Origin of the sequence: Ruegeria sp. HKCCA5463, assembly GCF_013034175.1 — a bacterium.
Lineage (GTDB): Bacteria > Pseudomonadota > Alphaproteobacteria > Rhodobacterales > Rhodobacteraceae > Ruegeria.
On sequence record NZ_WQFL01000001.1, the window covers coordinates 761,561 to 777,469 of the forward strand.

Here is a 15,909-nt window from a genome sequence, read left to right on the forward strand (position 1 = left end):
CTGGGGCCTGTCCGGACGAAGACATAATCAACTTATCCAGGAGGCACGAAAATGAAACCGCAGTACTTGATTGGGATTTCCATTGCTGCACTGACCTTGCCGGGAGTGCTCTCGGCGCAGTCCTCAACCGACGCCAATGGCGATGGCGTTCTGACCATCGAAGAAATTCAGGCCGTGTTGCCCGATGTTGACGCCGATACATTTTCGGCGATGGACGCAAATGGCGACGGGGCGCTGGATGCTGATGAGGTGGCCGTTGCACAAGAGGCAGGTTTGCTTCCACCCAGCAACGGGTAAAGAAGAAAGGGCGGCCCGACACTCATCGGGCCGCTTTTTCAGATGCTATAACGGCAAGTGAATGTTGAACTTTTCCCGAATCTCAGCATCTAGAAGCGGGTCGAACCGGGCCGCCGACGGGGTGGACAGGATCTCATTCTTTCGGGCCACTGCCTTTTCAACCAGATCCGGCTTGCCAAGCTCCACCCATTCCTTGGGGGACGAGCGGTCACCAAAGGTCGGATAGACATAGTCGGCCTGCATCCGGCTGAGGGTCGCATCGGTGCCCAGATAATGACCGGGGCCGCCCATGCATACGGATGCGATCTGATCCAATGCCAGAGTTTCATCGGTCACTTCGATCCCGCGCACACAGCGCTGCGCCTGACCGATCAGGTCGTCGCTGAGGATAAGACTTTCAAAGCAGAACCCCAGCAGCGAAGCGTGCATGCCAGCGGCTTCATAAACCATGTTCAGCCCGGACAGCCCGGCCATCACGTTCGAGCACATCTGTTCCCACCCGGCCTGCATGTCGGGCAGCTTCGAATCTGATGCACCGGCCGCCGAGCCCCCCGGCAAGTCGTAGAAACGGTGCATCTGAGCGCAGCCTGCCGTCAGCAGAGCTTGTTCTCCGGAACCGATGGACATTGCGCCGGTCCGCAGATCAAGACCAAAGGGCCAGGTGCCGAAAACTGCGGGCGCGCCGGGACTTACGGCGTTTACATAAATCAATCCCGCAAGGCATTCCGCCGTGGCCTGGGTGATTGCTCCGGCGATGGTTGATGGCGCGGTGGCGCCGGCCATTCCGGCTGACAGCAACAGAACCGGCATTCCGGCCTTGATGCATTCCTCCATCACTTCGCAGCTTTCAGTGGCGAATTTCATCGGTGGGACGACGAAGCAGTTCGAGTTCGACACGAAAGGCCGCTCGCGATATTTGTCTTCGCCGCCCGCGATCATGTAGATCATCTCCATCGCGGGGGCGACGTGGCTGGGTTCCGTGAAGGATGTGCCGACGTGTTTGAATGTTCCTGAACAGCTGGCGTAGATCGTGTTCAGGTCCATTTCCAGGTTGTCCGCAATGTCGCGACAGACCATGGGGCGCTGAACAAAGTGAATATTGTCAAGCTGTTGGCAGATACGTGCGGCATCGTGCAAATCCTGAACGGTTGAATCGCGATACTCGCGACCATGCACGTCGACCATGGAAACGGCTGCACCAGCCGTGCCGTAATGTACTTTTGTACCTGTAAGGTCCAGATCGGTTTTTCCGTCACGGCTGTACAAAGTGACATTGCGGTTCGCCTTTGCGATCGTGTCTTCGACAAGCACACGGGGAAAGCGGATGCGGCCATCGTCGCCCAATGTGCAGCCTGCACCAACCAGATAGTCGATCCCGCTTTGCGGCGCGTCCGCCAGACCAATGGTTTCCAATGCGGTCAGGGCGGCCTCGTGGATACGTTCGATCTGTGCCTGGGTCAGAACATTCAGGACACCGCCTTCCATACCGGGGCGCACGGGACGCAGATGTTCAGGCAATGCGGTTGCGCGGGCAGCGCGACGCGCAGCGCGACCGCCGCTGCGCGATGTGTTGCGGGATTGGTCGTTCATTTCTTTTTCCGATCTGTGAGAGATGTTTGGGGAACTGGCAAATGGCCGCTTACGGCCGTCCTCTCGCTGCACGCCCCCGGTCCGCACCAATGGTGCGGCTGATCAGGCTGATTTTCCAGTCGTGGTCAGTCATTCCGCCTCTCAACGTTTGGCGCAACAATTCCAAAACACGGCGACGCAATCTGTTCTGTTTGCGACCTCAACGGAATTTACTTCAGCAAATATCTGCCCAACAAACCTCTGGCAGAATTCTGAGGCAGATTTTCTCCCCCGAGGACAGAAATCTGTTATACTGCATTCACTTACTCTTGAGCTTTGCGTGCAAGGAATTGAACTCTGACAAAAGCGATCCCAGTTGAATCATAAGTTAACATATGATCTGAAGCCCGAGTGAAATCGCCTTGAAACAGACTTTTGAACTTTTTTCTGTCCTGATTGTCGTGGCTCTGACGGCCAGCGCCAGCCCGGTTTTGGCAGAGGATTGGACAGGGGGGTACGTTGGGCTCAGCTTTGGGTACGCGGATGCGGATGGACCGGGCGGATCAAGCGGGGACGACACCGCCTTTGGTGCGCATGTAGGCTATGATCAGGATTTCGGCGCTTTCGTTCTGGGCGGTGAACTTGAATACAACCGCCTTTCCCTGAACCTCAGCCAGTCTCAGGGCAGTCTGGACAGCATGACCCGATTGAAACTGCGTGGTGGGTACGATTTCGGCAGCGCGCTGGGGTATGTCGTCGTTGGTGCGGCACGGGCCGAAACATCCGTCGACAGCGATACCGCCGCTGTTTACGGGATCGGCATCGCTTATCCGATTGGCGACAATTTTGTCATCAGTGGCGAGGCGCTGCGGCAAGACTTCGATGATGTCACCCGATCCACCGGTGGTCTGGATTCCAACGTCTTCAACCTGCGTACAACGTTTCGTTTCTGACAACAGGCTTATTCAGCTGCGTGCTTCCTCGCAAGATGCGACGCGAATTCGCACAGCGTTTTCAGCGCAACCGCAAAGCGTTCATCGGCCACGGTCATGGCCACCCGTATGTGCCCGGCAGCGGCCTTGCCGAAGCTTTCGCCGGGCATGACGGCAATCTTGTGTGCGTCCAGCAGCGCGTTGGCAAACGCGTCGCCCGACATCCCGGTCGCGCGGATATCCAGCATCAGATACATGGCGCCCTGCGCGGGGACGAGGCCGACGATGTTTTGCGACGCCAGAATATCCATGGCCAAGGATCGGCGGCGGCGGAACGGGGCGGCGATTTTTTCTTCAAGTTCAACACCCGCGGTCAGCGCAAAACTCGACGCGTCCTGTACGAACCCGGGAACGCCGTAGGTGGTGTGGGTTGCCAGATTGATCAGATGGGCGATGACCTCCTGTGGGCCGACGACCCATCCACAACGCGACCCCGTCATGGCGTGGGACTTGGACATGGATCCAACCACAAGCGTTCGCTCTGCCATGTCGGGCAGCGCACGCGGAGAAAGATGTTCACCGTCCCAGACCTGCGTGTCGTATACCTCATCCGAGATCAGCCAGAGATCGCGCCGTTTGCACACGTCAGCGACCGCCTCCAGCGATTGGCGGGAATAGACCACGCCGGTCGGATTGTTCGGCGTGTTGATCAAAAGCGAAACCGCGCCTTCAGCAGCGGTATCGATCCGCTCGGCCTGGGGTTGGAAAGCGTCATCGGCCGGGGTTTGAACCGCACGGGCCACGGCGCCAACACCCCGAATCGTGCCTGGATAGGTGGCGTAGTACGGGTCGAGATACAATCCGACATCACCGGGATCGCAAACGGCCATATGTGCCGCGAACAGGGCGGCTTGCCCGCCGGGGGTGATCAGAACGTTGTTCCGAAAGGTCGGAACGCCAGTGCGGGTCTGAACTCGTGCGGCGACCGTGTCGCGCAACAGGTCCGTGCCGGGCACCATCGCGTAACCTGTATGGCCGTTGCGGGCCGACAGCTCCATCGCCCGAAGAATCGAAGGGTCGGTTCGGGTGTCATGTTCACCGATCGTCAGTTCGGTTACGGCTTGTCCTTCACTCAACATCCGGCGCGCGCGATAGAACACGTCCCAGCCATCGCCGCCGCCGCCGGTGATCTGCGTGATGCGTTCAGACAATCTCATGAAATCGCCACTGGTTGCTTTGCGCTGAATGGGGCAGAGCAGTGGCCGTTTGTCAATCAGCTTCGCGGCGCCAGCGTCGCCTGAAGCTTTTTTGTCAGCGATGCGCGTACGAGGTCATAGGAAACCGTCAAACGATGGCGCAGCTCCTCGGTCTCGGCATCAAACGGCAGGCGGACCCAGCTGCGGTGAAAATAAGGGGCTTTCACCGCGACACCGGCATCAATCAGCATCTGAGCCGTCTCCGCATCGGGTGTTTTGACGGAAACACCGTCATTTGCAATTCCGATACAGGCAAACATCTTGCCGCCTACTTTCCACGCGTCATGACCGCCGCCCCATGGGTCTGACAGTTCTGCACCGGGAAATTCCTTGCAGATGGAATTAATGAAGTCTCGGTCCATGACGGGCACTCTGCCGGACCCGGTGAACAAACTCAACGCTTGGCTTGGCGGGGTTCCCATGCTAACCGAGGGGCATGAACCCGGTGACCTGCATCATTATCTGCTGCATTACCTGCTGATTTATCAAGCGGGCCGGTTTCTTTCGTTTTCATCCCTGAGACAAGTTGCTAAGCCCGCGCCAACGCGCAAGCCTTTGCTGTTTTCTAGGAGCCCGACCGATGACGACGATCAAGCTGCACAACACGCGGACGCGGACGAAGGAAGATTTTGTACCGATCGACCCTGATAACGTGCGGATGTATGTCTGTGGTCCGACGGTCTATGACCGCGCCCATCTGGGCAATGCCCGCCCGGTGGTCGTGTTCGACGTTCTTTATCGTCTGTTGCGCCATGTCTATGGCGCAGAGCACGTGACCTATGTGCGCAATTTCACCGACGTGGACGACAAGATCAACGCCACGGCGCTGGCCCGCAAACAGGCGGGCGCGGAAGGCACGCTGGAGCAATTGGTGCAGGAACGGTCGGATGAGACCATCGGCTGGTACCTGCATGATATGTGCGCTTTGGGCACGTTGGAGCCGAACGAGATGCCGCGCGCGACCCAGTTCATCGCGCAGATGATCGCGATGATCGAAGACCTGATCGCCAAGGGTCATGCCTATGCCGCCGAAGGCCATGTTCTGTTCGCGGTGGATAGCTGGAAAGAGAGCTACGGTAAGCTGTCGGGGCGCTCGGTGGATGACATGATCGCCGGCGCGCGGGTCGAGGTGGCGCCCTACAAGAAGAACCCGATGGATTTTGTCTTGTGGAAACCCTCGACCGATGAACTGCCGGGCTGGGACAGCCCATGGGGGCGGGGACGTCCGGGCTGGCACATCGAATGCTCGGCCATGAGCTATGAGTTGCTGGGTGAGAGTTTTGATATCCATGGTGGCGGCAACGACCTGATGTTCCCGCACCACGAGAACGAGATCGCCCAGAGCAAATGCGCACACCCGCACGGTGAATTCGCGCGGGTCTGGCTGCACAACGAGATGTTGCAGGTCGAAGGCAAGAAGATGTCCAAATCGCTGGGCAATTTCTTTACCGTGCATGATCTTCTGGAGCAGGGCGTTCCGGGCGAAGTGATCCGCTTTGTCTTTTTGCAGACGCATTATCGCAAGCCGATGGACTGGACTGAGAAGAAAGCCCGTGAGGCGGAGCGAACCTTGCGCAAATTCTACGCGCAGGCCGCGCAAGGGGTTGGTTATGGCGAGCCGCATCCTCAAATCGTTAACTTTTTGGCCGACGACCTGAACACAGCCGGTGCTATCGCCGAACTCCACCAGTTATCCATCGCTGACGATGTCGTGGGGTTGAGACATTCTCTGCAATTTTTGGGCTTGTTGGGCAAAGATGTCCCGTCGTGGGCTGACACGGCGTCCGTAGACTTGAGTGCGCATGCAGATCGCTTGGCGAAGGCGCGCGTATCTGCAATGGAAAACAAGGATTTCTCGGAGGTCGACCGCCTCAAGGCGGCGTATGTTGCGGCAGGGCTTGAGGTTCGAATGAGCAAGGAAGGTGTTGAACTGGTGCCGGGCGCCGGTTTTGATGCCGCCAAGCTGGAGGAGGTCTGATGACCAGAGAACGCCTCTATCTTTACGACACGACGCTGCGTGACGGGCAGCAGACCCAGGGTGTGCAGTTTTCGACCGCTGAAAAAGTGCAGATCGCACGGGCGCTGGACGCATTGGGGGTGGATTACATCGAAGGCGGCTGGCCCGGAGCGAACCCGACCGACAGCGCGTTTTTCGAGGCGGCGCCAAAGACCGCGGCCCGGTTGACGGCCTTTGGCATGACCAAACGGGCAGGGCGCTCGGCCGAGAATGACGATGTGCTGGCTGCGGTGATGAATGCGGGTACGCAGGCCGTCTGTCTGGTTGGCAAGTCGCATGATTATCACGTGACCCACGCGCTTGGCATTTCGCTTGAAGAGAACACGGAAAACGTTCGTGCTTCGGTGGCGCATATCGTGGCGCAAGGGCGCGAGGCGTTGTTCGATGCCGAACATTTCTTTGACGGGTACAAGGACAACGGCGAGTACGCGACGGAAGTTTGCCGGGCCGCGCTGGAGGCGGGCGCGCGATGGGTTGTGCTGTGTGACACCAACGGTGGCGCGTTGCCGTCCGAGGTCGGGCGGATCGTGTCCGAAGTGATCGCGGCAGGCCTGCCGGGTGAACGGTTGGGTATCCACACCCATAACGACACCGAGAACGCAGTAGCCTGTTCTCTGGCGGCTGTCGAAGCAGGTGCGCGGCAAATTCAGGGAACGCTGAATGGTCTGGGTGAACGTTGTGGCAACGCAAACCTGACGGCGCTGATCCCGACATTGCTGCTGAAAGAACCCTACGCCTCGCAGTTTGCAACAGGCGTCAGCCTTGATGCGTTGGCCGGGCTGACCCGAACCAGCCGCATGTTGGACGATGTCCTGAACCGGGTGCCCAGCAAGCAGGCGGCTTACGTGGGCGCGTCGGCTTTTGCGCACAAGGCGGGGTTGCACGCCAGCGCGATCCTGAAGGACCCATCGACTTACGAACATGTGGACCCGGCAAGCATAGGCAATGAACGTATCATTCCGATGTCGAACCAGGCGGGTCAGTCGAACCTGCGCAAACGCCTGACCGAGGCGGGGCTGAGCGTCAAAGCCGGTGATCCCGCATTGGGCCGCATCCTAGAGCGGATCAAGGATCGTGAAGCGGAAGGGTATTCCTACGACACCGCGCAGGCCAGTTTCGAACTGTTGGCGCGGGATGAACTGGGACAACTGCCTGAATTCTTCGAGGTCAAGCGCTACAAGGTCACTGTTGAGCGTCGGAAGAACAAATACAACAAGATGGTCAGCCTGTCCGAGGCTGTCGTCGTGGTCAAAGTGGACGGTGAAAAGAAACTGTCGGTCAGCGAGTCCATGGACGAGTCTGGCAATGACAGGGGGCCTGTGAACGCGCTGGCCAAGGCGCTGGCGAAGGATTTGGGCCAATACTCGCAGGTTTTGTCAGACATGCGCCTTGTCGATTTCAAGGTTCGTATCACCCAGGGCGGGACCGAAGCGGTGACCCGCGTCATCATCGACAGCGAAGACGGCCAGGGGCGGCGCTGGTCGACCGTTGGCGTAAGCGCGAACATAGTTGATGCGTCTTTTGAGGCGCTACTGGATGCGATCCAGTGGAAACTGGTCCGTGATTGGGATCCGCAAAAGGCAGCGGCCGAGTGAGTGTGACCTTCGACGATGATGTCAAAGCCTGCGCCGCGCTGGTTCAGCGAGCGGATCCTGACCGGTTCCGCGCGACGATGGCTGCTCCGGTCGCGGCCCGCGTGGTTTTGTTTCCGATCTATGCGTTGAATGTTGAAGTCGCCCGCGCGCCATGGGTGACGCAAGAGGCCATGATTGCCGAAATGCGGCTGCAATGGTGGCGCGACGCGTTGCAGGAGATTGCAGAAGGGTCCGCGGTTCGGCGGCACGAGGTGGTGACGCCTCTGTCGCGGGTCCTGTCGCCGCATCTGGCAGGCGTACTGGATGAATTTGTTGCCGTAAGACGTTGGGATATATACCGGGATCCGTTCGAGGATCAGGAGCACTTTGACGCCTATATCAACCACAGTTCCGGATCTCTATTCGTCGCCTCGGCGCAGGCGCTGGGTGTGGCGGATGAAAGCGTGTTGCGCGATTTCGGGTACGGGGTCGGTGTGGCAAATTGGTTCCGCGCCATTCCCGAACTGGAAAAGCGGGGTCGCGTACCTTTGCTTGATGGTACGAAGGGCGGCGTTCAGCAATTGGCCCAATCCGCTTTGGACCGATTGCGCAAGGCGCGATCAAAGCGGGGCGACATCGCACCTGAGGCGCGTCCCGCGCTGTATGCGGGTTGGCTGGCGGAACGAGTTCTGAAGCAGGCCATCGCCCAACCCGAGCGGGTGGCGGCAGGAACGCTTGAGCCAGGCGAAATGCGTCAGCGACTGTCGCTGATGTGGACCGTCGGCAGCGGGCGCTGGTGATCAGACCCTTTCGGGATCGGCCGGGCGCAGAACCAGCCACAGCAATGCGCCACCTGCCAGTGTCAGTAAGGGGATCATGGCAAGGTTAACGGCGTTCCACCCCTCGATCGCGGATCCGCCCGAGCAGTTCATCAACCCGCCCGAGGCCAGAGATGCCAATGTCACACCGCCAAACACCAACAGGTCATTGAGGCCCTGCATCCGTCCGCGCTCTTGCGGTTCATGCGACGCGGCCAGCATCGTGGTCGCGCCGATGAAGCCGAAATTCCAACCAATGCCCAGAAGAACAAGGGCGACAAAAAAGTTCCCCAATTCGACGCCTTGCAGCGCAACCACCCCTGATGCGGCAAGTATGGCCAAGCCCAGAGCGACGATCTTTTCAACGCCAAACCGGGCGATCAGGTGCCCGGTAAAGAAGCTGGGGACATACATTGCCAGCACGTGACTTGTCACGATATCCGCCGCGTCATTGGCAGAAAATCCACATCCGACAACGGCAAGCGGCGTCGAGGTCATGACCAGATTCATCAACGCATAAGACACCATGGCACAGATGATCGCGACGGCGATGCGGGGTGTTTTCAGCAACTCGATCCGTGACCGCCCCTTGGGTTCATCGGCCGCAGGTTTCGCAGGTGTCGGAATGTCGAGAAAGAAGAACAGCGCCGAGCCCAGAACGTTGATGCCGATTACGGCCATATATGTTCCCAGAAAAGGGATGACGTATGCTTCAGACGTAAGCTTCACGATCTGAGGCCCGATGATGGCGGCCGCCAGCCCGCCGGCCATCACGTATGAAATCGCTTTTGGGCGGTAATCGTCTGACGCGGTGTCTGCTGCCGCAAAGCGATAGAACCCGTGTGCGCTCATGTAGATGCCGGTCAGCAGGCTGCCGACAAGAAAGGTGGGGAACGAGCCCAGAAACAGACCATAGGCCCCGATCAACCCGCCCAGTGCACCGGCCGTTGCCCCGACAAGGAACCCCACGCGACGGCCCCATTTTTGCATGATGGCCGAGATCGGCGTGGCTGCCAGCATCGATCCCAGAACGATCAGGGATATCGGCAGCGTCGCTAGGCAGGGGTTCGAGGCCAGCGACTGACCTGCAAGCCCGCCGACGATGAACATCATCGGCATCTGCGCGCCCAGAATGGCTTGGGCAGCCACCAGTACGGCCACATTGCGTTTGGCCTGCCGGTCGTCCGGAAGGGTTGAAATCATCGTCATGGGCGAATGGTTATCGGCTAAGTGTTTGCGGCACAAGCGGGTTGCATCTGCGTCACATGCGCCTAACCTGCCCGAAACAAAAGAGCAGGGAGGCCGCATGCCCGCGGGCCGCATCATCGAAACATCGGACTGTGTGGCCGAAGGGGCCGAGTGGCTGGCCAAAACCTGTCCGCGCATGGCGTATGCGATGGATCAGACCGGCCCCTTGCCGCTGCGCCGCCGCCCCGATGGGTTTGCGCAATTATTGAGTGCAATTGTCAGTCAGCAAGTCAGCGTGGCTTCGGCCAATGCGATCTGGAAACGGCTTCAGGATGCAAGGTTGACCGGCCCGCGCAAGATCCTGTGGGCAACGGATGATGATCTGCGGGCAGTTGGGCTGAGCCGACAGAAGATCCGATATGCGCGGGCACTGGCCGAGGCACGTATCGACTATAAGGCACTGCGCGATGCAACTGACGCCGATGTCGTCGCCATATTGACGCAAGTTCCGGGTATCGGTGTCTGGACAGCCGAAATCTATGCCATGTTCTCACTGGGTCGCGCAGATGTCATCGCACCCGGTGATCTGGCCCTGCAAGAGGCGGCGCGCATCCTCTATGACTTGCCTGAACGTCCAACGGACAAGGAGCTGCGCAAAATGGCCGAGGCCTGGTCGCCCTGGCGTTCGGTTGCGGCACGGGTGCTGTGGGCCTATTACCGGGTTGCAAAACAAAGAGAAGGGATCAGATGACACGGGTTTTGAATTCGCTCCGGAAAGAGCCTGTTTCGGGCGACACGCGCTCGGTCGTGGTGTTCGTGCATGGCTATGGTGCAAACGGTGCCGATCTGCTGGGATTGGCCGATCCGCTGGGCGAACACCTGCCGGACACGTTGTTCGTGGCCCCCGACGCCCCCGAGCAGATCCCCGGAATGCCCAACGGGTATCAGTGGTTCCCGATTCCGTGGATCGATGGATCTACCGAAGAAGAAGCCCGCCGGGGCATGGAAATGGCTGTCGAGGACTTCAACGCCTTTCTGGACGCGCTGATGGTGGACGAAGATGTTCTGCCCGAACAGGTTGTTCTGTTTGGTTTCAGCCAGGGCACGATGATGAGCTTGCATGTCGCACCACGCCGGGAAGATCCCGTGGCCGGGATCGTAGCCTTTTCGGGCCGTTTGCTGGAGCCCGATCTGCTGGCGGATGAAACCGTCAGCCGGATGCCTGTCTTGCTGGTGCATGGCGACGCTGATGACGTTGTCCCGCCACAATCCCTGCCGGAAGCGGCCGAAGCATTGCAAGCTGCCGGTTTCAAAGAGGTCTATGCCCATGTCATGAAAGGCACCGGGCACGGTATCGCCCCGGATGGGCTGAGCGTTGCGCTGGCCTTCATGCGCGACAAGCTGAGTCTTTAGTGTTTGGAACCTGCGGAGCGCCCATGCGTTCCGCACCGGTTCAATCCCACAAGTGACCTTCGGCGAACTCGACCGAGTTTCCGGCCGGGTCGCGCACATACAAAGACCGTGCGCCTCCGGGCCAGTCAAACTCGGCATCTACCGGAATATTCCAGTCCAGAAGGTGTTTGCGCATCGCCGCGATGTCCTCTCGTGACAGCACAAGACACACATGTCCGGGGCCGCGCGCGCCGTGGGGCGGAACCGGCATGTCGGGGTCAAGCGGCGGTTGTTCGGTCTGGTCGGGATTGAAAATCAGCAGGACCGATCCGCCGATGCGATAGAAAACATGGCGGTCAGCGACACGTTGTATGCGTTCGAGCCCAAGAACTTCGCCGTAAAACTGTTCTGCCGCGTCCAGGTCATCAACATAGAGCGCCGCTTCCAGAATGGCCGAAGGGGCCGGGATGTCAGGCGTTTTCTTCATGACGCCAGTTTAGCAGATCGGGGCAGGGTCTGTCACCGTCGCGGGCGACGGTCGCGCTTGCGTTGGGGGGACGCGTTCAGTGTCGGCATTGGCAGACTGTCCCAGTGCCCGGGCTCAAGATCATCCAGGGTCCAGTCTCCGATGCGGTACCGGATCAGGCGCAGGGTCGGCAGGCCAACTGCCGCCGTCATCCGCCGCACTTGCCGGTTTTTGCCTTCGCGGATGGTCAGTTCAAGCCAACTGTCCGGGACTGACTTGCGTTCGCGGATCGGTGGGGTTCGGGGCCAGAGCGCCTCGGGCTCGTTGATCTGGCGGGCCTTGGCGGGGCGGGTCAGACCATCCTTCAATTCTACCCCGTTGCGAAGCGTTTTCAGGGCAGCCTCGTCGGGGGTGCCTTCGACTTGAACCCAATAGGTTTTGGCCATCTTGTGCTTTGGGTCAGAGATCTGGGATTGCAGCTTTCCATGATCCGTCAGCAGCATCAAACCTTCACTGTCACGGTCCAGCCTGCCTGCCGGATAGACGCCGGGCAGATCAATGAAATCAGACAGCGTGCTGCGTGGGCTGTCCGCGTTGGCGCGGTCGGTGAACTGCGGCAGAACATCATAAGGTTTGTTGAAGCGGATGAACCAGGACATGACCTGCGCATAGCCCGAACGGCGCCCCCGGTGCAAGCTGTGGATAACTGTCACGTGCCTGTTACCGATTCGCGTTACCTCGTCTGCGACATATTGTGGAAACTCAGGGCTTGTCAGAGTTTTAACACGATATATAGTTATCAAAAGACCGGGGCGGGTGCTCCCCGCTCTGGTGTCACAAACGGGCAGCTGAGAGCGAGGAGCGATTCTGTGATGGACGGAGACTTCAGGACCGAATTTGTAAGGGAGCCGGGTGCGCTCAAACAACACCCGGCCCTGGTTTTGAACGCCGATTATCGCCCCTTGTCCTATTACCCGCTGTCACTGTGGCCCTGGCAAGAAGCGATCAAGGCCGCCTGGCTGGATCGGGTCGATATCGTGGCTGAATATGACGAGGTCGTCCGCAGCCCGAGCACCGAGATCCGAATACCTTCGGTCGTTGTTTTGAAAGACTATGTAAAACCCAGAAAGCGCGTGGCCTTCACGCGCTTTAATTTATTTCTGCGGGATGAATTCCGCTGCCAGTATTGCGGCAGCCGTGACAACCTGACCTTTGATCATGTGGTGCCGCGGGCCGCCGGTGGTGTGACCAGCTGGCAGAACGTGGTGGCCGCGTGCAGCCCGTGCAATCTGCGCAAAGGGTCGAAATCGCTGCGCCAGGCTCGGATGACCTTGCGCAAGCCGCCACGTCAGCCCGATGCCGAAGCGTTGCGCAATATTGGACGGAAGTTTCCGCCGAACCACCTGCATGAAAGCTGGATCGATTTCCTGTACTGGGATGCAGAGCTGGATCAGTTCTAAGCCGCGCGGGATTTCCATGCGGCCAGCCAGATCAGGACCAGCACAGCAGAAGCAATAGCGTTCCAGCCTGCCATCGAGATGCCGAACATCTCCCAAGGGATATCATCGCACCGCACCAAAGGCGCGGACATGATTTGATCGAACAGATCGTCTGCGGACAGACCGCTGATGCTGCCGGATGTGCAGCTGCTTGGGCCTTCCCACCAGCCTTTTTCAACGCCGGCGTGAAATGCACCCACCGCCGAAGTCGTCGCGGCCGCCGCTGCGCCCAGCAAAGGAAGAAAGGTCAGCCTCGGTAAAGCCAGAGCCACGGCGCCGATCGCGATGGCCACTGCATGTGGATAGCGCTGCCAGATGCACATCTTGCATGGCGCAAGCCCGCCGAGATGCTGAAAGCCAAAAGCGGCCAGAAGAAGGGCCAGTGATCCTAGACTTGCCACCGCGACAAGTTGCGAACGTCTCGTCATAAGTATTTCACCACCAGGAAACCGCCAAACAGGAGGATGATGAACAAAGTGAACATTAGCCCCAGGCGCTTTTCGATGAAGTCGCGGATCGGCTCACCGAATCCCCAGAGCAGACCTGCCACCAGGAAGAACCTCAAGGCGCGAGCCAGAATCGAGGTGGCAATGAAGGTTCCAAGCGGCATGCCGGTCCAGCCGGACATAATAGTGATGACCTTGTAAGGGAAGGGGGTCACACCAGCGGCCAGAACGGCCCAGAATCCGAAGTCGTTGAAACGGGTATTGAATTCTTCCATGGCATGGGCTTTCCCCATGGATTCCAGAATGGGCTGCCCGATGCTTTCATAGAAAAACGCACCAATCGCATAGCCCAACATGCCCCCCAGAACCGAAGCCACCAGTGCCACGGTTGCGATCAGCCATGCCCGGGACGGGCGGGCCAGAATCATCGGAATCATCAACACATCGGGGGGAATCGGGAAGAACGAACTTTCGATGAAAGCCACGATGGCCAGCGCCCACAGCGCGTGAGGGTGTTCGGCCAGACGAATGGTCCAGTCATAAAGCGATCGTAACATAAAGCACTCAAATCCAGTTTCCGGTCTGAAGCCAAGCCAAACCATGCGCCTGACGGACCGTCAACAGCCGAGGGCGAAACAAATGGATTATTGGATGGTTTTTGCCTCTGGACCTTCGCTCGGATGGGCGCTAATCCAGTGTTCGTGGCCCAAGTGGCGGAATGGTAGACGCAGGGGATTCAAAATCCCCCGCCTTCACGGGCGTGAGAGTTCGAGTCTCTCCTTGGGCACCACAATCCCGACGAATTCAGAATTCCGTCCGTCCTTATGGCGGGGTTCCGTGCTGGTGCCGTGATCAAGGTGCTGACCCGCAACCTTGGTCTTCATGTCTTGTTAGAGGCCTTCTGTAGCGGGCCGCAAATGCCACAACGTTCCGGGCCTGCATAAGCAGTCAGGTCATCAGGTCCCCGGCGGTGTGAATCGTGAACCGGGTTGGTATTGGGGGGCTTTTGTCAGATTCGCCCGAACGCAAAAACGTGACATGCCCTGCGTCCATGTTCGAAAACGCGGATCGCTCTTTTTCGCGCCGACTCGTGCCGGTTCATTGCATCGAGGATGAAACGGAGTGTTGGGCTTCGATTGATCGTGTGACCCCAGACTGTTCGCTGTGAACTGATGGGGAAAGTTCGTGATTTGTGCTCATATATGCGAATTGGCGCAGGTCCGACCGGTGCCGGCCTTGACATTGTGGGTATCTGAATGAAACCTCGAAAGGGTTGGGAGAAATTGGGAAATTCAAAGATTTGTAGCCGTTGCGATGCGGGCCGCTTTGTATTATCGGCACGCTTCCCTGAGCAGGTGATCAAACTTGATTTCCAACTGCCAAACAAAAAAAGTGGGAGTTAACAGATGAAAAACAGCAGCAAACTGAGCGTCGGCGCCTTCGTCACCGCAGCCCTTCTGGCTCCGGCGGCATATGCCGAAGAGTTCATTACGATTGGTACCGGTGGTGTCACCGGCGTTTACTATCCGACCGGCGGCGCGATCTGTCGTCTGGTCAACAAAGGCCGGAAAGAGCACGGCGTGCGCTGCTCGGTCGAATCGACCGGTGGTTCAGTCTACAACATCAACACCATCCGCGAAGGCGAGCTAGAGTTTGGTGTGGCCCAGTCCGACTGGCAGTACCACGCCTATAACGGCACCTCGAAATTCGAAGAAGCCGGCCCGTTCGAAGGCCTGCGCGCCGTGTTCTCGGTGCACCCCGAACCCTTCACCGTTGTGGCCCGCGCCGATTCCGGCATCACAAACTTCGAAGACCTGAAGGGTAAGCGCGTCAACATCGGCAACCCGGGTTCCGGTCAGCGCGGCACCATGGAAGTCCTGCTGGGCGAAATGGGCTGGACCACAGATGATTTCGAACTGGCGACCGAGCTGAAAGCGGCTGAACAGTCGGCAGCCTTGTGCGACAACCAGATCGACGCGATGGTGTACACCGTTGGCCACCCCTCGGGTTCGATTCAGGAAGCCACCACCGCGTGTGACTCGGTTCTGGTGAACGTCAGCGGTGAGGCCGTGGACAAGCTGGTCAACGAAAACTCGTTCTACCGCAAGGCAACCATTCCCGGTGGCATGTACCGTGGATCTGACGAAGACACCTCGACCTTTGGTGTTGGCGCGACTTTCGTAACCTCGGCAGACGTGTCGGATGACGCGGTTTATGCGGTTGTAAGCTCGGTCTTCGAAAACTTCGATGACTTCAAAAAGCTGCACCCCGCGTTTGCGAACCTGAAGCCAGAAGAGATGATTGCGGATGGCCTGTCGGCTCCGCTGCATCCGGGTGCCGAGAAGTACTACAAAGAAAAAGGCTGGATTCAGTAAACCAGACCTGACGCAGGGTGCCCAAGGGCGCCCTGCACACAACCCGTGTGAAACGGGATTTCAGAAGGCCGAACAATGGC

Annotated in this window: 18 protein-coding genes and 1 tRNA gene; 11 read left to right on the plus strand and 8 right to left on the minus strand. The window is 58.8% G+C overall.

The annotated features are described in order from the left end of the window. The first annotated feature begins 51 nt into the window (after positions 1 to 51). Complete coding sequence (locus GOW09_RS03785; RefSeq protein WP_117868858.1) at positions 52 to 297, plus strand: hypothetical protein; 246 nt, start codon at positions 52 to 54, stop codon at positions 295 to 297. A gap of 45 nt (positions 298 to 342) precedes the next feature. On the opposite strand, the gene GOW09_RS03790 is transcribed toward GOW09_RS03785, so the two are convergent. Further along, entirely contained in the window at positions 343 to 1,887 is a 1,545-nt protein-coding gene (locus GOW09_RS03790; protein ID WP_171115764.1) for a trimethylamine methyltransferase family protein, read from the minus strand. Positions 1,888 to 2,288: 401 nt separating this feature from the next. Here GOW09_RS03790 and GOW09_RS03795 point away from each other — a divergent pair, with 401 nt between their 5' ends. Next, complete coding sequence (locus GOW09_RS03795; RefSeq protein ID WP_253284168.1) at positions 2,289 to 2,819, plus strand: outer membrane protein; 531 nt, start codon at positions 2,289 to 2,291, stop codon at positions 2,817 to 2,819. Positions 2,820 to 2,827: 8 nt separating this feature from the next. Here GOW09_RS03795 and GOW09_RS03800 read toward each other — a convergent pair whose 3' ends face one another. Both GOW09_RS03800 and GOW09_RS03805 read right to left on the minus strand, forming a co-directional pair. Beyond that, positions 2,828 to 4,015, minus strand: coding sequence for a pyridoxal phosphate-dependent aminotransferase (locus GOW09_RS03800; protein WP_171115767.1), 1,188 nt, complete (start codon positions 4,013 to 4,015; stop codon positions 2,828 to 2,830). Positions 4,016 to 4,071: 56 nt separating this feature from the next. Then, positions 4,072 to 4,416, minus strand: coding sequence for an MmcQ/YjbR family DNA-binding protein (locus GOW09_RS03805; RefSeq protein WP_171115769.1), 345 nt, complete (start codon positions 4,414 to 4,416; stop codon positions 4,072 to 4,074). On the opposite strand from GOW09_RS03805, the gene GOW09_RS22275 reads away from it, so the two are divergent. Genes GOW09_RS22275 through GOW09_RS03820 form a run of 4 tightly spaced genes read left to right on the plus strand, consistent with a single transcriptional unit; the run spans position 4,415 to position 8,445 of the window. Then, positions 4,415 to 4,702, plus strand: coding sequence for a hypothetical protein (locus GOW09_RS22275; protein WP_171204815.1), 288 nt, complete (start codon positions 4,415 to 4,417; stop codon positions 4,700 to 4,702). The genes GOW09_RS03805 and GOW09_RS22275 overlap by 2 nt on opposite strands. Next, the gene (cysS, locus tag GOW09_RS03810) at positions 4,635 to 6,032 is read left to right on the plus strand and encodes a cysteine--tRNA ligase (RefSeq protein WP_171115771.1); all 1,398 of its coding nucleotides are present in this window, start codon (positions 4,635 to 4,637) and stop codon (positions 6,030 to 6,032) included. The genes GOW09_RS22275 and cysS overlap by 68 nt, the downstream gene beginning before the upstream one ends. Next, positions 6,032 to 7,666 carry a citramalate synthase gene (gene cimA / locus GOW09_RS03815; protein WP_171115773.1) on the plus strand — a complete coding sequence of 545 codons (1,635 nt, stop codon included), beginning with the start codon at positions 6,032 to 6,034 and terminating at the stop codon, positions 7,664 to 7,666. The genes cysS and cimA overlap by 1 nt, the downstream gene beginning before the upstream one ends. A gap of 2 nt (positions 7,667 to 7,668) precedes the next feature. Then, complete coding sequence (locus tag GOW09_RS03820; RefSeq protein ID WP_171116538.1) at positions 7,669 to 8,445, plus strand: squalene/phytoene synthase family protein; 777 nt, start codon at positions 7,669 to 7,671, stop codon at positions 8,443 to 8,445. Here the strand turns inward: GOW09_RS03820 and GOW09_RS03825 are convergent, their stop codons facing one another. Next, complete coding sequence (locus tag GOW09_RS03825; RefSeq protein ID WP_171115775.1) at positions 8,446 to 9,672, minus strand: MFS transporter; 1,227 nt, start codon at positions 9,670 to 9,672, stop codon at positions 8,446 to 8,448. It lies immediately after the preceding gene. Between the two features lie 97 nt (positions 9,673 to 9,769). Here GOW09_RS03825 and GOW09_RS03830 point away from each other — a divergent pair, with 97 nt between their 5' ends. Together GOW09_RS03830 and GOW09_RS03835 are read left to right on the plus strand one after the other, a co-directional pair. Further along, positions 9,770 to 10,402, plus strand: coding sequence for a DNA-3-methyladenine glycosylase (locus tag GOW09_RS03830; protein WP_171115777.1), 633 nt, complete (start codon positions 9,770 to 9,772; stop codon positions 10,400 to 10,402). Beyond that, positions 10,399 to 11,064 carry an alpha/beta hydrolase gene (locus tag GOW09_RS03835; protein ID WP_171115779.1) on the plus strand — a complete coding sequence of 222 codons (666 nt, stop codon included), beginning with the start codon at positions 10,399 to 10,401 and terminating at the stop codon, positions 11,062 to 11,064. Before GOW09_RS03830 ends, GOW09_RS03835 begins: the two co-directional genes overlap by 4 nt. A gap of 40 nt (positions 11,065 to 11,104) precedes the next feature. On the opposite strand, the gene GOW09_RS03840 is transcribed toward GOW09_RS03835, so the two are convergent. Both GOW09_RS03840 and GOW09_RS03845 read right to left on the minus strand, forming a co-directional pair. Further along, the gene (locus tag GOW09_RS03840) at positions 11,105 to 11,530 is read right to left on the minus strand and encodes a VOC family protein (RefSeq protein WP_171115781.1); all 426 of its coding nucleotides are present in this window, start codon (positions 11,528 to 11,530) and stop codon (positions 11,105 to 11,107) included. A gap of 32 nt (positions 11,531 to 11,562) precedes the next feature. Beyond that, positions 11,563 to 12,168: an rRNA large subunit pseudouridine synthase E gene (locus GOW09_RS03845; RefSeq protein ID WP_171116540.1), complete on the minus strand. Its 606-nt coding sequence runs from the start codon at positions 12,166 to 12,168 to the stop codon at positions 11,563 to 11,565. Between the two features lie 213 nt (positions 12,169 to 12,381). On the opposite strand from GOW09_RS03845, the gene GOW09_RS03850 reads away from it, so the two are divergent. Then, the gene (locus GOW09_RS03850) at positions 12,382 to 12,969 is read left to right on the plus strand and encodes an HNH endonuclease (RefSeq protein ID WP_170344171.1); all 588 of its coding nucleotides are present in this window, start codon (positions 12,382 to 12,384) and stop codon (positions 12,967 to 12,969) included. On the opposite strand, the gene GOW09_RS03855 is transcribed toward GOW09_RS03850, so the two are convergent. After that, positions 12,966 to 13,436, minus strand: a complete 471-nt coding sequence (locus tag GOW09_RS03855; RefSeq protein ID WP_171115783.1) for a disulfide bond formation protein B — start codon at positions 13,434 to 13,436, stop codon at positions 12,966 to 12,968. The two genes, GOW09_RS03850 and GOW09_RS03855, sit on opposite strands and share 4 nt — an antisense overlap. Continuing rightward, positions 13,433 to 14,011 (minus strand): YqaA family protein, encoded by a 579-nt coding sequence (locus tag GOW09_RS03860; RefSeq protein WP_152458071.1) that lies wholly within the window; start codon positions 14,009 to 14,011, stop codon positions 13,433 to 13,435. Before GOW09_RS03860 ends, GOW09_RS03855 begins: the two co-directional genes overlap by 4 nt. A 147-nt stretch (positions 14,012 to 14,158) precedes the next feature. Between GOW09_RS03860 and GOW09_RS03865 the strand changes: the two genes are divergently transcribed. Both GOW09_RS03865 and GOW09_RS03870 read left to right on the plus strand, forming a co-directional pair. Further along, a tRNA-Leu gene (locus GOW09_RS03865) sits at positions 14,159 to 14,244 on the plus strand. 616 nt (positions 14,245 to 14,860) lie between these two features. Continuing rightward, positions 14,861 to 15,829, plus strand: a complete 969-nt coding sequence (locus GOW09_RS03870) for a TAXI family TRAP transporter solute-binding subunit (protein WP_171115786.1) — start codon at positions 14,861 to 14,863, stop codon at positions 15,827 to 15,829. Positions 15,830 to 15,909 lie beyond the last annotated feature (80 nt).

Excerpts from the sequence above, each read along its gene's own strand:
- GOW09_RS03785 (WP_117868858.1), top strand. The coding sequence starts at position 52 with ATGAAACCGCAGTACTTGATTGGGATTTCCATTGCTGCACTGACCTTG.
- GOW09_RS03790 (WP_171115764.1), bottom strand. The coding sequence starts at position 1,887 with ATGAACGACCAATCCCGCAACACATCGCGCAGCGGCGGTCGCGCTGCG.
- GOW09_RS03800 (WP_171115767.1), bottom strand. The coding sequence starts at position 4,015 with ATGAGATTGTCTGAACGCATCACGCAGATCACCGGCGGCGGCGGCGAT.
- GOW09_RS22275 (WP_171204815.1), top strand. The coding sequence starts at position 4,415 with ATGACGGGCACTCTGCCGGACCCGGTGAACAAACTCAACGCTTGGCTT.
- GOW09_RS03805 (WP_171115769.1), bottom strand. The coding sequence starts at position 4,416 with ATGGACCGAGACTTCATTAATTCCATCTGCAAGGAATTTCCCGGTGCA.
- cysS (WP_171115771.1), top strand. The coding sequence starts at position 4,635 with ATGACGACGATCAAGCTGCACAACACGCGGACGCGGACGAAGGAAGAT.
- cimA (WP_171115773.1), top strand. The coding sequence starts at position 6,032 with ATGACCAGAGAACGCCTCTATCTTTACGACACGACGCTGCGTGACGGG.
- GOW09_RS03825 (WP_171115775.1), bottom strand. The coding sequence starts at position 9,672 with ATGACGATGATTTCAACCCTTCCGGACGACCGGCAGGCCAAACGCAAT.
- GOW09_RS03830 (WP_171115777.1), top strand. The coding sequence starts at position 9,770 with ATGCCCGCGGGCCGCATCATCGAAACATCGGACTGTGTGGCCGAAGGG.
- GOW09_RS03835 (WP_171115779.1), top strand. The coding sequence starts at position 10,399 with ATGACACGGGTTTTGAATTCGCTCCGGAAAGAGCCTGTTTCGGGCGAC.
- GOW09_RS03840 (WP_171115781.1), bottom strand. The coding sequence starts at position 11,530 with ATGAAGAAAACGCCTGACATCCCGGCCCCTTCGGCCATTCTGGAAGCG.
- GOW09_RS03845 (WP_171116540.1), bottom strand. The coding sequence starts at position 12,168 with ATGTCCTGGTTCATCCGCTTCAACAAACCTTATGATGTTCTGCCGCAG.
- GOW09_RS03850 (WP_170344171.1), top strand. The coding sequence starts at position 12,382 with ATGGACGGAGACTTCAGGACCGAATTTGTAAGGGAGCCGGGTGCGCTC.
- GOW09_RS03855 (WP_171115783.1), bottom strand. The coding sequence starts at position 13,436 with ATGACGAGACGTTCGCAACTTGTCGCGGTGGCAAGTCTAGGATCACTG.
- GOW09_RS03860 (WP_152458071.1), bottom strand. The coding sequence starts at position 14,011 with ATGTTACGATCGCTTTATGACTGGACCATTCGTCTGGCCGAACACCCT.
- GOW09_RS03870 (WP_171115786.1), top strand. The coding sequence starts at position 14,861 with ATGAAAAACAGCAGCAAACTGAGCGTCGGCGCCTTCGTCACCGCAGCC.